Here is a 14471-nt window from a genome sequence, read left to right as displayed (position 1 = left end):
TCGGGCAGATGGTCGGTTCGTCCTCATGTGCTCCTCCGAGAGGTGCCGGCTCCGGGGGTGGATTGGGCCCATCCGACCCCGAGAACGGCCGCGAAGAGCGCGGCGATGACGGGATCACCGAGCCCCGCCCCCTCGACGCTCTCGGCCGCGCCGACCACGAAGACGGCGAACGCGAATGCCGGGATCGCGGCGACGCGGCGGCGAACCATCGCCCCCTTCGCGAGGTGCCGCCCGATCAGCGCGAGGCCGGCGAAGAAGACGATGCAGGCGGGGATCCCGAGCATGGCGGCCGTTTCGACATAGAACCCGCCGGCAATGCCCGGAACGTCGGAGGTGGCGGTCCGATCGGAACCGAGGCCGAGCCATGGGCTGGCGGCGATCCCATCGAGTTGGATTGCGAGTGTCGCACGCTGATGCTCAAGACCGTCGCCCGCGAGATGCGCGCTCACGATCGACGAGGCGATCGCCGCGAGGATCAGCGCGAGGATGCCGGCGCGTTGGCCATGCCGGCCGAGGCGCGCGATGGTTCCCCGGCCCCATGCCAGAACGGCGAAGCTCGCGATGCCGAGCCCCACCATGACGAGGCCGCCGGGCGGTCCCACCGGCACCGATGCGAGGAGAAGGAGGAGGCCGCCGCCCGTGAAGACCGGCGCGCCGATGGAAAAATGGCGACACCGCGGGCCGGTCGGCTCCTTGTCAGGGCGATGCCGCGACCGCTCGTCGAAGGCGAGCGCGAGGGCCGCGAGATTGGCGAGAAGGCCGATGATCGCAAAGGTTCGATAGGCTTCCTGTTCGGCATCCGCCATCCCGCCAATAGCGAGAGCGTGGCGTGCGGCAAGGGTGTTCGACCCGAGAAGGCCGACGAGCGCCACGGCCGCGGAAAACAGCGCAAAGCCGCGGACGAAAGCAGCCGCCCTCTCGCCGTCGGCGGCGGCGCGCAGGGCCATCCAGAATATCATCGCATAGGCGGCGAGCCGCGCGAGCGCGTCACGGCCGATCGGCCCCTCCAGGATCGGTGCGCCAAGATCGTCGGCAGCTACAACCGCCCCGGCGAGAAGGGTCGGCGACCGGAGCGAAAGTTGGACGGCCATCACGGCGAGCGGCAGCAGCCACAGGATCGCAAGGCGTCGAAGCGCGCCGGTGGCCGCAGGCGGCTGCAGCACCGGATCGAGGGCGGACTGGACGAGAAAGAGGGCGAGGATCACCGCCGCACCAAGATGCCCCTCGACGGGGATGCCGGCCGCGAAGGCCGCGAGGGCGAGCGCGATCGACAGTGCGGTGATCCACCCGAGGGCGGCCTGGGCGCGCTCCGCCATCGCGGTCCCACCGTCCCGCCGGCCGCCGCGCGCCGGATGCAGCAACATCGTTCGCGGCGTCGCAGCACCGGCGGCACCCGCGGCCTTGCGTCCGACGAAAGCCGGCGCCTCACCGACAGCGTCGACGGGACGGCGAAAGGCCGCCAATCGCGCTGGAAGGCGGCCCCATCGCCCCAAAAGCGCGAGGCTTTGATGGGAAAAGATGGGGCGCGGGCGGCGGCTGCCGGCCGGAACGAGGCCCCGCCGGTCACGGCTCACCGTTCCGGCCGGGGCGCTATCGGGCTGGAAATCGGCCGCGGCGGCGAGGGTCTTGCCGGCGAAAATGAGACCGGCCGTGCGCCGAAGGATCATGAGATCGATCCGCCACCCCTCGGCGCGCCGATAGGCAAGATCGAGCCGCACCTTCTCGGTGGTGAAGCGCGATCCGGCGCCATAGCCGAGGGTGATCTGCGCAAGGCCGGTGAGGCCCGGACGGATGCCATATCGCGCCCGATAATGAGGAACCGCGCCGAGATAGGACCGTGCGTGCTCGAGCATATCGGGGCGCGGCCCGATAAGGCTCATCTCACCGCGGAGAATGTTGAGGATCTGCGGCAGCTCGTCGACATGGGTGCGGCGCAAGAGGGCGCCGAGCGGGGTGATGCGCTCAACCTCGATCGGATCCTCGGGGCCACGCGGACGGCGCGCATATGCCGTCATCGTGCGGAATTTGATGATCGTGAACGGGCGGCAGCGGAACCCCATTCGCCGCTGACTGAACAGGAGGGGCCCCGGATTCCAGATCGAATTTCCAATAACCAAGACAAAAGCGAAGAATATCAGAAACGGAATAAGCAACAGTGCCACCGAAATATCGAAAAATCTCTTCGATATCCGGTAGAAGGGATATGATTCCCGCTCAGCGTGACCATCGCTCCGTGCGATCCGCAACCGAGTTGCGACGGCGCCGCGAACGGGATCGAGCAATCGCTGGTCTTCTATATGTGATTGTGAAATAAATGACATCGGCCACCAAACCCGATAGATCAAAACAACTATCGGTTGACTTGACCGCGATGTCAATCGGTGTAGGTGATCCGTTTTCTTGGTACGAATACTAAAGACTATTCGCTTTTATGACGAACAGTCTTTTTCAATTTATAGAATAAATTTGCCTTGCGCCGATCCTCTGCGCAGCCTCACGCGACCCACCTGACGGGCCGGCCGATGGTTCGGCGCCCTGCCCGATCACATCAAAACGCCCGTGAACCGAGGCGCACAACGCGGTTTGGCGCGGTGATGCGGCCCCGATGGTCGGGCGTCAGCCGCCGCGCTTGGTCGGCCGCGCGTCGAGCATTCCCATCCGGCGATGCCAATCTTCGAGGCTCTCGTCCGGATAGACGTCGAAAGACGCGTCGCCGGGGCGCGCCTCGTCGCGCACCCAGGACGCCCGCGACCCCAGCATCATGTGCACGACCTGAGGCGGCTCCGGCAGCGCCGTGTCGATCGCGCTCGCGAACGGATGGACGAGATCCGGCCAACTCGGATCGAACACCCACAAAGCCGAGCCGCAACGTAGGCAGAAATGGCGCTCGGCCTCGCTTTCCTTGCCATCGATCACAGCATGGAAAACGCCGATGTCCGCCTCGCCCTCCACCGTCATCGTGTCCTTATAGGCGCCGAGATTGATCGCATATCCGCCGCCGCCCGCCGTCTTGCGACATATCGAACAATGGCAGCGCGTGAACGGCACGGGCGCATAGGCTTCAACGCCAAAACGAACCGCGCCGCATGAACAGGAGCCGTCGAGCCACATCGCAGGACCTCCGAGCCGTTTTGCGTGAGTTCCGTCTTGCTGAGGCCAATTGGATCAGCCAAGACGGAAGTCCAGGCGCGCCGCTTTTCAACTTTATCGAACAACTTATTCTAATTTATTCGGGTTTCCAGCACACTGGTCGGCCGCCACCTTCGCCCTCGAACGCCGTCTCGCGGCATCCGTTTTGGGGAAGATCATGGCTAAAGTCCTCGTTCTTTATTACTCCACATATGGCCATGTGGAGCGCATGGCCGAAGCCGTCGCCGAGGGCGCGCGCAGCGCCGGCGCGACCGTCGACATCAAGCGCGTCCCGGAAACGGCGCCCGAAGAGGTGGCGAAGAAGGCCGGCTTCAAGCTCGACCAGGCGGCACCGGTCGCCAAGATCGACGACCTTGCCGACTATGACGCGATCATCGTCGGCACCGGCACGCGCTTCGGCCGCGTGAGTTCGCAGATGGCCGCTTTCCTCGATCAGGCCGGCGGATTGTGGGCGTCCGGCGCGCTCAACGGCAAGGTCGGCGCCGCCTTCACCTCGACCGCCACCCAGCATGGCGGACAGGAGACGACCCTCTTTTCGATCATCACCAACCTTCTCCATTTCGGCCTCGTCGTCGTCGGCCTTCCCTATTCCTTCCAGGCCCAGATGCGGCTCGACGAGATTACCGGCGGCTCGCCCTATGGCGCGACCACGATCGCGGGCGGTGACGGATCGCGCATGCCGAGCGAGAATGAGCTCGACGGCGCCCGTTTCCAGGGCAAGCACGTCGCCGAAGTCGCCGCGCGCCTCTTCCCCTGACCCCGTCGCGCGACCGCGCCCGGTGGGGTGACACAGACGCTTCCTCCGATCGACGAGCCTGTTAAAACAGGCGCAGATCTTTTCGAGGAACCTGAAATGCCGCTTCAGCCCGGCCAGCCGACATTCGACCAGCTCAAGGTCTTTCTGACCGTGGTCGATGTCGGCAGCTTCGCCGGTGCGGCGCGCGTGCTCGGCCGGGCGACGTCGGTCGTCAGCTATACGGTCGCCAATCTCGAGAACCAGCTCGGCCTTCCTCTCTTCGACAGGAACGCCACGCGCAAGCCCGTCCTCACCGAGGCCGGGCGAGCGGTCGCGGTCGAGGCGCGCACCATCACCACCCATGTCGATGGATTGCGCGCGAAGGCCGCCGCCCTCCTCCAGGGTCTCGAAGGCGAACTCAATCTCGCCATCGACGTGATGGTCCCCTCCGCCCGCGTCGTCGACGCGCTGAAGGCCTTCGCGGCGACCTTTCCGACCGTTACGCTGAACCTCAGGATCGAGGCGCTCGGCAGCATTGCCCACCTCGTTCTCGACGGGCAGGCGAATATCGGCATCAGCGGGCCGCTGCCGACCTCCGCGGCGCTGCGGCGGCTGGAGCGGATCACGGTCGGCGCGGTCGAGCTCGTCGCGGTCGCGGCGCCCGGCCACCCCCTCACCGCGCCCGATATCAGCGCCGGCGCGGTGCGCGAGCACGTCCAGCTCATCCTCACCGACCGATCGCACCTTACCGAAGGGTTCGAGTACGCCGTCATGAGCCCGCATGTGTGGCGGCTCGCCGATCTCGGCGCAAAGCACATGCTGCTGCGTGAAGGGATCGGCTGGGGCAACATGCCGGAGCCCATGGTGCGCGACGATCTCGCGGCGGGCCGCCTCGTCCGCCTCGACCTTCCGGCAAGCACGAGCGCGCGCTGCCAGTTCGACGCGATCTACCGCACCGATACGCCGCCGGGCCCCGCCGCGGCATGGCTCATCGAGCGCTTCCGCGCCCAGATGACCGGAATTTGCAGCGAAGAAGACCAAGATTGACGCCGCATCCGCCGGAGCGACGACCTATATTGCGGTCGACTGGCGCGGCGCGGACCAAGGAGGGGACTATGCCAGAAAGGGTGGTGATCATCGGTGCGGGCCATGCCGGTTTCCAGGCCGCGGCCTCACTGCGAAGCGAGGGGTTCGAGGGTGAGATCGTCCTTCTCAGCCCCGAGGACGGCCTTCCCTATCAGCGTCCGCCCCTGTCCAAGGCCTACATGATGGGCAAGACCACGCGCGAGAATCTCGCCTTCCGCCCCGACGCCTTCTTCGAGACCGGCCGGATCGAGCGGCGCAAGGCGCACGCCCACGAGATCGACCGCACCAACCGCCGCGTCCTCACCGACGACGGCGCGGTGCCCTATGATCACCTGATCCTCGCCGTCGGCGCGCATGGCCGCGCTTTGCCGGTGCCGGGTGCCGATCTCGACGGCGTCTTCATGCTGCGCACGCTGGAGGACGCCGACGCGATCGGCGCCCATCTCGGCAACGCGAAGAACGCGGTCGTCGTTGGGGCTGGCTTTATCGGGCTCGAATTCGCGGCCGTTGCGCGCGCGGCGGGTCTTTCGGTCCATGTCCTCGAACTCGCCGACCGGCCGATGGCGCGCGCGATCTCGCCGGAGATGTCGGCGCTGTTCCGCGCTGCGCACGAGGGTTGGGGTGTCCGGCTCGATCTTGGCCAGGGGCTCGCGGGGCTCGTCGGGGAGAATGGGAGGGTGGTCGCCGTCGAGACGACCGAGGGCCGGCGCATTCCGGCCGATATCGTGGTCGTCGGGATCGGCGTTCTGCCGAACACCGGGCTTGCGAGCGAGGCAGGCCTTGCGATCGAGAACGGCATCCGTGTCGACGAAACGCTTCTCACCAGCGATCCCGCAATCTCCGCGATCGGCGATTGCGCGAGCTTTCCTGAGCCGCGAACGGGTGCGATCGTCCGCCTTGAATCGGTTCAAAACGCCACCGACCATGCTCGCACCGTGGCCGCTCGGCTGATGGGAAAGCCCGCCCCCTATCACGCCGTCCCCTGGTTCTGGAGCGATCAGGGGGATCTGAAGCTTCAGATGGCGGGCCTTTCCACCGGCTATGACACCGCGATCTTGACCGGTGAGGAGGGCGACCCCGGCCGCTCCGTCCTCTGCTTTGCGGGCGACAGGCTCGTCAGTGTCGAATCCGTCAACAAAGGCGGCGATCATATGAGCGCGCGGCGGATCCTCGGCGGGGCGGGTCCATTGCCGACCCCGGACGAGGCGGCGGCGCGCGATTTCGACCTCAAGGCCTGGGTGCTGGCGCGGCGATAGGCGCCTCCTCCGCGCGCCCGTCCCCTTCGCGGTCACGCTCATAATGATGCGCGAGGGGAAAGGCCGGCAACCAAGTTTCCCGGCGGATCGTCCAACTCTCGTAGGTCGGCATCAGCCGATCGGGTTCGTCCAGCGTGCCGAGATGGACTTCGATCTCGTCACCGCTGCGGGCGAACACCGAGGAGCCGCAGCGGGGGCAGAAATGGCGGCCGTGATAGGCGACCGTCTCGCCCTCGACCGACACCGCATCGTGCGGGAAGATGGCGGCGGCATAGAAGAGCGCGCCGTGATGCTTGCGGCAGTCGAGACAATGGCAGAGGCCGACCCGGTCGGGGCGGCCCGAGGCTACGAGCCGAACCTTGCCGCAGAGGCATCCTCCCGTAAATCGCTCCATCGCGGTGGTCTCCCCGTCATTGCGGCGCGGGCGGCGGCGGTGGCCCCGCCCACCATTCCCGCACGTTGGACATTTTGACCTAGAGGCCGTCAAAAGTGCGGCGGCGACGCTGCGAACGCCGCTCGTTTCGACCTCGGTCACGCATCGAGCCGCTCTCCGGCGCACCGCCCCGGCGGCGACCCGCCGGGTCCGCCGGAGCGCGGAAAGCGCAGCATTTGCGGCACGTTTTCCGCGACCGGCCAGTGCGATCAGGCAGCGGGGCACGGCGCGCTGTCCGATCTCCTCCGCCCCCGCGCGCGGCACGCATGGCTCGCACAATCTCCGCCCTTCAATCCTACGCTTAAGGGTGGTCAGGGCCGGATCGCGTTACTATAGAGAGGGCGGAGTGGGGAATCATGGAATACGAAAAATTCTTCTCTGACAGCCTCGACACGCTGCGCAACGAAGGCCGCTACCGCGTCTTTGCCGATCTCGAGCGTCATCGCGGACAATTTCCCCGCGCGACGCGTCATCATCGGGGCGACGGGCCGGACACCGTGACGGTCTGGTGCTCGAACGACTATCTCGGCATGGGTCAGCACCCGAAGGTGCTTGCCGCGATGCACGAGGCGATCGACCGTTGCGGCGCGGGTGCCGGCGGCACGCGCAATATCTCCGGCACCAACCACTATCATGTGGAGCTGGAGCGCTCGCTCGCCGACCTCCATGGCAAACCCGCCGCCCTCCTCTTCACCTCCGGCTATGTCTCGAACTGGGCCGCCCTCGGCACGCTCGCGGCGAAGCTGCCTCATTGCGCCGTCTTCTCCGACGAGAAGAACCACGCCTCGATGATCGAGGGGATCCGCCACAGCCGAGCCGAAAAGCACGTCTTCGCGCACAACGATCCCGATGATCTCGACCGGCGCCTTTCGGCGATCGATCCGGCCCGGCCGAAGCTCGTCGCCTTTGAATCCGTCTATTCGATGGACGGCGACATCGCCCCCATCGCCGAGCTTTGCGACGTCGCCGACAAGCACGGCGCGATGACCTATCTCGACGAGGTCCACGCCGTCGGCCTCTACGGCCCGCGCGGCGGCGGAATCGCCGAACGCGAAGGGCTGATGGACCGCCTCACGGTGATCGAGGGAACGCTCGGCAAGGCCTTCGGCGTCGTCGGCGGCTACATCGCCGCCTCGCGCAATCTGTGCGATTTCGTCCGCTCGCACGCCTCGGGCTTCATCTTCACGACGGCGCTGCCCCCCGCGGTCGCGGCCGGTGCGCGCGCCAGCATCGAGCATTTGAAGACCTCCGTTGCGGAGCGCGAGGCGCATCAGGCGATGGTGGCCAAGGTGCGCACGCGGTTGAAGGCGATCGGCATTCCCGTGCTCGACAATCCGAGCCACATCGTCCCAGTGATGGTGAACGACGCGGCCAAGTGCAAATGGATCAGCGACCTGCTGCTCGATCAGCACGGGGTCTACGTCCAGCCGATCAACTACCCGACCGTGCCGCGCGGGACCGAGCGGTTGCGCATCACGCCCTCTCCCGTCCACACGGACGCCGACATCGACCATCTCTGCAACGCGCTGTCGGAGCTGTGGTCGCAATGCGCCCTCGCGCGGTCCTCCGCCGCCGCCTGACCGCCTTCGGCGCGATCGTGCGCTGAGGCGCCTTCGCGGCCCCATATGATGACGAGCCGGCACCCTGGTGCCGGCTTTTTCGTTTTTGGGACCCGTTACGGTAACATTCGGGGCGACTTTTCCACATTACCTCCACAGGCCGCCCACCACGGCCAGTTTGTCGCGCACGCGGCGGGTTTGGGGCGATATCGCAACATTATGAGCGTCATCGGTGGAGGCTCCGCATTCCTGCCCCTCGATTGACGGAAACGACGCAATTTTATGCTTCGTCCCGCCACATCGCGCTGCCGAGGCTGGGAAAAGGTTCCGTTACAATTCGTTCATATTTGGCAGCGGACGCCGGCGAAGGGGTTCCATAATCCGCCCCCACGCGGCTAGTTGCCCCCGCCGCCCGCAGCGAAGGGCGGTGAGTTCAACCCGGACAGACCCGAGGCAGCACCCCGCCGCATGAGGGTCGCGACGCCGTCCACGGCGCCGCGGATCCGACATCATAGGACACTGCATGACGTTCTTCGCTAAGGCCGCATTGTGCGCGGCTGTATTCGCTATTGCCCTTCCGACCGTGACCATCGCCATTCCGACCGAGGCCCATGCGGCCACGAGCTCCGGCACCGCATCTTATTACGGCAAGCGCTTCCATGGCCGGATGACGGCGAACGGCGAGCGTTTCAACATGAACGCGATGACCGCCGCACACAAAAGCCTTCCCTTCGGCACCAAGGTCAAAGTGACCAACACCAAGAACGGGCGCTCCGTCGTGGTGCGGATCAACGATCGCGGCCCGTTTGTCGGCCGGCGGGTGATCGACCTGTCGCGCGGCGCGGCGGCGGCCCTCGACATGGTCAATGACGGGCTCGCCAAGGTGACGATGGAGATCATGTAGTCTCTGCCGCCGGCAGCCGCGCATCCGTTGCGGTGATCGACCCGATCACGTCTTTGCATTGGACCGGCTGCCTGCGATCCGTCACCGTCGCCGTCCCAGCTGCGGAGCGAGGCGATGCTGACGATCTACGGAATGACCGACTCGGGCAACTGCTATAAGCCGCGCCTCCTGATGGCGCTGACTGGCCGGCCATTCCGTCACGTCGAGGTCTCCTTCCTCGACGGTGGAACCGCCACCCCCGCCTTCCGCGCCAAGAACCCGAACGGCAAGGTCCCGCTTCTCGAGCTCGATGACGGGCGCCTGCTGCCCGAATCGAACGCGATCCTCCTTTATCTCGGCGAGGGCACCCCCTTCGTGCCGGACGATCCGTTCGAGCGCGCCTTGATGGCCTCCTGGATGTTCTTCGAGCAGTACAGCCACGAGCCCTATGTCGCCGTCCGCCGCTCCCTCATCGTCTACGCCGCGATGCGCAGAGAGGCATCCGCCGACCGCCTCGCCGAGACCTTCGAGCAGGGAAATCGCGCCCTCGGCGTGATGGAAACGCGGCTCGCGGCCTCGCCTTTTCTCGCGGGCGCGGCCCCGTCCCTCGCCGATATCTGCCTCTACGCCTATACCCATGTCGCCGCGGAAGGCGGGTTCGACCTCTCGCTCTATCCGGCCGTCGGCGGGTGGCTCGAGCGCCTCGCCGGCTTGCCGGGATATCGCCCGCTCCAGTGGCGCCCCGCCGACTGACCACGGCCGGGCCGCCCGCTTCAGCGCTTGCACGGCCTCCCCGCGCGCTGCGTAAGATTTTACCCGGCCGAAAACCGCGCTAGGGTCGAGGCAACCCGCCGGCCCTTTCAGGAGCCGGCCACCAAGCGACGATGAGGCGCGCACCGCTCATGGCCCCTTCCGCGAGAGGGCGGCGGGCGCGCGAGCGGAGGACCAATGGTCGACATCGCAACACGGGTGTGGAACCACAAGTGGAAGATCGATCCGATCGTCCGCTCGTTGATCGACACCGATTTCTACAAGCTCCTGATGTGCCAGTCGGTCCTGCGCAATCGCCCCGATACGACCGTCGTCTTCTCGCTGATCAACCGATCTAAGCATATCCGCCTCGCCGAGCTGATCGACGAGGGAGAGCTGCGCGAACAGCTCGACCATATCCGCACGCTGTCCCTGTCGCGCGGCGAAAGCACGTTTTTGCGGGGCAACACATTCTACGGCAAACGCCAGATGTTCAGCCCCGAATTCATGTCGTGGTTCGAGGGGCTGCGGCTGCCGCCGTACGAACTCGAGGTGCGGGACGGGCAATATGAACTCACCTTCGAGGGCGATTGGCCCGAGGTGATGATGTGGGAGATCCCGGCCCTCGCCTGCCTGATGGAGCTGCGCTCGCGCGCCGTCCTCAAGGAAATGGGCAAATTCGAGCTCCAGGTCCTCTACGCCCGCGCAATGACGAAGCTGTGGCAGAAGATCGAGATGCTGCGCGAGGTGCCCGACATCGCGATCGCCGATTTCGGCACGCGCCGCCGTCATTCCTTCCTCTGGCAGGACTGGTGCGTCCAGGCGATGATCGAGGGCCTCGGCCCCTCCTTCACCGGCACGTCGAATTGCTTGATCGCGATGCGGCAGGAGGTCGAGGCGATCGGCACCAATGCGCACGAGTTGCCGATGGTCTATGCCGCGCTCGCCGACAGTGACGCAGCGCTCGCCGAGGCGCCCTATCAGGTCCTCGCCGATTGGCATGAGGAGCACGACGGCAATTTGCGGATCATCCTGCCCGACACCTACGGCACGCAAGGCTTTCTCGACCATGCGCCGGACTGGCTCGCGGGCTGGACGGGGATCCGCATCGATTCCGGCGATCCGGTCGAGGGTGCGGAGACCGCGATCGCCTGGTGGAAGGCACGCGGCGAGGACCCGCGCGAGAAGCGCATCATCTTCTCCGACGCGCTCGACGTCGACACGATCCTGTCCCTTCAGGCGCGCTTCCGTGATCGCGTGCGCGTCTCGTTCGGTTGGGGTACGCTCCTCACCAACGATTTCCGCGGCCTCGTGAAGAACGATGCGCTCGCCCCCTTCAGCCTCGTCTGCAAGGCCGTTTCGGCGAACGGGCGGCCGACGGTAAAGTTGTCTGATAACCCACGCAAAGCCACCGGCCCGGACGATCAGATCGAGCGTTATAAGCGGGTGTTCGAGGTCGGCGCGCAAAAGGCGCTCGATGTCACCTTCTTCAAAGGCGACGATATGGCCGCGCTCGCGGGGCGGCTTTATGGCGCCGTTACGAAGTGCCTGCCAGGCGGTTTCTCGCCCCCGATCGCTCGGCGTTTCGCATAATTGCTCGGCGGTGGAGTGCGACGGCTCGCCGCCCTTCACCGCCGATCTCGTGCCGGAAAGTCGACACCGGCATCAGACGGGCAGCCGCTTGTCTGATGAAAATCGCATTTGTCCGACGAAATGAGGTTGAAGGCCGGCGAAATCGCGTTCATGGTCCGCCTATGGCGATCCAAGATTGCCAGTCGTGCCAACTATCAGAGCGCCTTCGTGGCGCCGTCAGGAGGACGCCTATGACGCCAAAACGCACCCTACTTGCCACCGCTCTTCTCGCAGTCGCATTCAGCGCCGGCACCGCGGAAGCCCGCGAATGGCGCGGATGGAACATCCACCCGCCCGAGTATCCCGTCTCCACCGGCATGGAATATTTCGCCGAAGAGATCGAAAAGCGCTCCAACGGGGAGCTGACCGCCAAAGTCTTCCATTCCGGCGTTCTGGGCGACCAGCCCGACGCCATCGAGCAGGTCCGCGAAGGCGCGCTCGACTGGGCGGTCTTCAACTTCGGCCCGCTCGGCGCCGTCGCCCCCTCGGTCAACATCACCTCGCTGCCCTTCATCTTCAAAGACGTGCCCTCGATGCACAAGGTGATGGACGGCCCGATCGGCGACGAGATGGCCGAGGGTCTTCGCGAGATCGGCCTCGAGCCGCTCGGCTACTTCGATTCCGGCGCGCGTTCTTTCTATAATCGCGAAAAGTTGATCCAGACTCCGGCCGACATGCAGGGCGAGAAGTACCGGGTCATGAACAATGACCTCTACGTCCAGATGGTCGCCCAGCTCGGCGGCAACGCCACCCCGATGCCCTATGCCGACGTCTTCCAGGCGCTGCAGACGGGCGTGATCGACGGGGCCGAGAACAACTTCCCCTCGTTCGAATCCTCGGGCCATTACGAAGCCGCGAAATTCTATTCCAACACGCAGCACCTCATCCTGCCGGAATGCCTTTGCATCAACAAAGAGCTCTTCGACAGCCTCTCCGAGGAGCAGCAGACCATGCTGAAAGAGGTCGGCCAGGAGGCCACCGCCTTCCAGCGTGAGGAATGGGCCAAGCGCGAAGAGGCCTCGAAAGAGAAGGTCGTCGCGGCCGGCGTCGAGGTCGTCGAGATCGAAGACAAGGCGCCGTTCCAGGAGCTCATGCAGCCGGTCTATGACGCCTTCCTCGCGGCGAACCCGGATCTCACCGAGCTCGTCGAAAAGGTCCAGGCGGCGCAAGAATAAGCCGGACCAACACGGTGTCCCGCATCCTTCTCGTCATCGATCGCGTCGGCTACTATGTAGCCGGCGCGTATCTCGTCGTCGCATCGATCGCGCTCTTCGCGCTGGTGCCGATGGCGGGTTGGCTCGTCTTCGGCCGTTATGTGCTGAACGCGTCGCCGACCTGGGTCGAGGCTTCGAGCCTCATTCTCATGCTCGTCGTGACGTTCGGCATCGCCGCCTATGCGGTGCGCACCGGCGAGCATCTGTCGATCGACTTCGTCCGCGAAAGTTTCCCGAAGCCGGTCGAGCGCGCGATGCGTTTCGCCTGCCACGTGGTCCTCACCGTGTTCGGCGCCTGGATGGCCACGGCGTCCTGGGCGAACGTGGTGTCCAACTGGTCGCGTGACATTCCCCTCATCCACATCCCCGAAGGTGTGCGTCACATCCCGCTGCTCGTCGGCGGGGCGGGTATCGCCGTCTTCTCCCTCATCCATGCGCTCAAGATGATCGTCCTCAAGGACGGCGAGGACGCGGCGTCTTAATGGAAACAGGCCTTATCGTTCTTCTGGGCCTCTTCGCGGTGAGCCTCGTGATCGGCTTGCCGGTGGCCTTTGCGATGGGCGTCGCCGCCCTCGCCTCCTTCGTCTTCGCCGACTTCCCGGCGACGACGATGTTCCGCCGGATCGCGCAGGGCTCGTCGAGCTTCTCGCTGCTCGCGATCCCCTTCTTCATCTTCGCCGGCGAACTGATGATGCACGGCGGGATCGCGCAACGGCTCGTGAAATTCGCGACAGCCCTCGTCGGCCATGTCCGCGGCGGTCTCGGCGTCGTGAACGTTCTGTCCTCGATGCTGTTCGGCGGCATCTCGGGTTCGGCCGTCGCCGACACCTCGGCGCTCGGCTCGATCCTCATCCCGATGATGAAGAAGGAAGGCTATCGCGCGGATTATGCGGTGAACGTCACCGTCACCTCCTCGATCGCCGGTATCGTCATTCCGCCCTCGCACAACATGATCCTCTATGCGGTCGCGGCGGGCGGCGGCATCTCGATCTCGCGCCTCTTCATGGCCGGTGTCATTCCGGGCGTGTTGATGTGCCTGTGCCTTGCAGTGGTCGCCTGGCTCCTCGCGCTGCGGCACGGCTACAAAGCCGAGGCGTTTCCGGGCTTTCGGACGGTGTTCGTTTCCTTCGTCGCATCCTTGCCGGGGCTCTTCACCGCCATCATCATCGTCGGCGGCGTTCTGTCGGGCATCTTCACCGTCACCGAATCCGGTGCGATCGGCGCGATCTACGCGCTTCTCGTCACCGCCTTCGTCTATCGGGAACTGACTTGGGAAGGCTTCATCCTCTCCGTCACCCGTGCGGCGAAGACGACCGGCCTCGTGATGATCCTCGTCGGGTGCGCGACGGCGTTCGCCTATATGCTCGCCTTTTACTCGGTGCCCTCGCAGCTCGCGGCGCTGATGACCTCGATCTCCGACAATCCGATCGTGCTCCTCCTCCTCATCAACCTGATGCTGCTGATGGCCGGCATGGTGATGGACATGGCGGCGCTGATCCTGATCACGACGCCGATCTTCCTGCCGATCGCGACGCAGATCGGGGTCGATCCGATCCAGTTCGGCATCATCCTGATGATGAATCTCGGTCTCGGCCTGTGTACGCCGCCGGTGGGGGCGTGCCTGTTCGTCGGCTGCACGATCGGCGGCGTGCGGATCGAGAAGGCGGTCGCGACGATCTGGCCGTTCTATCTCGCGATGCTCGTCGCGCTGCTTTTGACGACCTACGTTCCGGCCGTCTCGCTGTGGCTGCCGAACCTCGTGTTCGGTTGAT

General features: G+C 65.6%; 13 protein-coding genes. 10 read left to right on the top strand and 3 right to left on the bottom strand.

Translation table 11 applies throughout. The features are described 5' to 3' along the window. Positions 1 to 23 precede the first annotated feature (23 nt). Together L1787_RS06195 and L1787_RS06190 are read right to left on the bottom strand one after the other, a co-directional pair. The gene (locus L1787_RS06195; RefSeq protein ID WP_235707806.1) at positions 24 to 2321 is read right to left on the bottom strand and encodes a sugar transferase; all 2298 of its coding nucleotides are present in this window, start codon (positions 2319 to 2321) and stop codon (positions 24 to 26) included. A 295-nt stretch (positions 2322 to 2616) separates the two neighbouring features. After that, complete coding sequence (locus L1787_RS06190; protein ID WP_235707805.1) at positions 2617 to 3111, bottom strand: GFA family protein; 495 nt, start codon at positions 3109 to 3111, stop codon at positions 2617 to 2619. Positions 3112 to 3307: 196 nt separating this feature from the next. Here L1787_RS06190 and wrbA point away from each other — a divergent pair, with 196 nt between their 5' ends. From wrbA to L1787_RS06175, 3 genes are all read left to right on the top strand, one after another. Next, complete coding sequence (gene wrbA / locus L1787_RS06185) at positions 3308 to 3907, top strand: NAD(P)H:quinone oxidoreductase (protein ID WP_235707804.1); 600 nt, start codon at positions 3308 to 3310, stop codon at positions 3905 to 3907. 96 nt (positions 3908 to 4003) lie between these two features. Then, positions 4004 to 4933 carry a LysR family transcriptional regulator gene (locus L1787_RS06180; RefSeq protein WP_235707803.1) on the top strand — a complete coding sequence of 310 codons (930 nt, stop codon included), beginning with the start codon at positions 4004 to 4006 and terminating at the stop codon, positions 4931 to 4933. 68 nt (positions 4934 to 5001) lie between these two features. After that, positions 5002 to 6228: an NAD(P)/FAD-dependent oxidoreductase gene (locus tag L1787_RS06175; protein WP_235707802.1), complete on the top strand. Its 1227-nt coding sequence runs from the start codon at positions 5002 to 5004 to the stop codon at positions 6226 to 6228. On the opposite strand, the gene L1787_RS06170 is transcribed toward L1787_RS06175, so the two are convergent. Then, complete coding sequence (locus L1787_RS06170; protein ID WP_235707801.1) at positions 6200 to 6622, bottom strand: GFA family protein; 423 nt, start codon at positions 6620 to 6622, stop codon at positions 6200 to 6202. The two genes, L1787_RS06175 and L1787_RS06170, sit on opposite strands and share 29 nt — an antisense overlap. A 395-nt stretch (positions 6623 to 7017) precedes the next feature. On the opposite strand from L1787_RS06170, the gene hemA reads away from it, so the two are divergent. From hemA to L1787_RS06135, 7 genes are all read left to right on the top strand, one after another. After that, a complete protein-coding gene (gene hemA / locus L1787_RS06165) occupies positions 7018 to 8241 on the top strand; it encodes a 5-aminolevulinate synthase (protein ID WP_235707800.1) in 1224 nt (407 codons plus the stop codon). 502 nt (positions 8242 to 8743) lie between these two features. Continuing rightward, positions 8744 to 9124, top strand: coding sequence for a septal ring lytic transglycosylase RlpA family protein (locus L1787_RS06160; RefSeq protein WP_235707799.1), 381 nt, complete (start codon positions 8744 to 8746; stop codon positions 9122 to 9124). Between the two features lie 114 nt (positions 9125 to 9238). Beyond that, positions 9239 to 9856: a glutathione S-transferase family protein gene (locus L1787_RS06155; RefSeq protein WP_235707798.1), complete on the top strand. Its 618-nt coding sequence runs from the start codon at positions 9239 to 9241 to the stop codon at positions 9854 to 9856. Between the two features lie 195 nt (positions 9857 to 10051). Then, positions 10052 to 11446 (top strand): nicotinate phosphoribosyltransferase, encoded by a 1395-nt coding sequence (gene pncB, locus L1787_RS06150; RefSeq protein WP_235707797.1) that lies wholly within the window; start codon positions 10052 to 10054, stop codon positions 11444 to 11446. Between the two features lie 230 nt (positions 11447 to 11676). Then, positions 11677 to 12660 carry a TRAP transporter substrate-binding protein gene (locus tag L1787_RS06145; protein ID WP_235707796.1) on the top strand — a complete coding sequence of 328 codons (984 nt, stop codon included), beginning with the start codon at positions 11677 to 11679 and terminating at the stop codon, positions 12658 to 12660. A 14-nt stretch (positions 12661 to 12674) separates the two neighbouring features. Beyond that, the gene (locus L1787_RS06140; protein ID WP_235707795.1) at positions 12675 to 13181 is read left to right on the top strand and encodes a TRAP transporter small permease; all 507 of its coding nucleotides are present in this window, start codon (positions 12675 to 12677) and stop codon (positions 13179 to 13181) included. After that, on the top strand, positions 13181 to 14470 hold the full coding sequence (locus L1787_RS06135) for a TRAP transporter large permease (protein ID WP_235707794.1): 1290 nt from the start codon (positions 13181 to 13183) through the stop codon (positions 14468 to 14470). Before L1787_RS06140 ends, L1787_RS06135 begins: the two co-directional genes overlap by 1 nt. Position 14471 lies beyond the last annotated feature (1 nt).

The sequence above is a fragment of the Acuticoccus kalidii genome (genome assembly GCF_021556395.1).
Taxonomy (GTDB): domain Bacteria; phylum Pseudomonadota; class Alphaproteobacteria; order Rhizobiales; family Amorphaceae; genus Acuticoccus; species Acuticoccus kalidii.
This window is presented reverse-complemented; position numbering and strand designations above follow the sequence as displayed.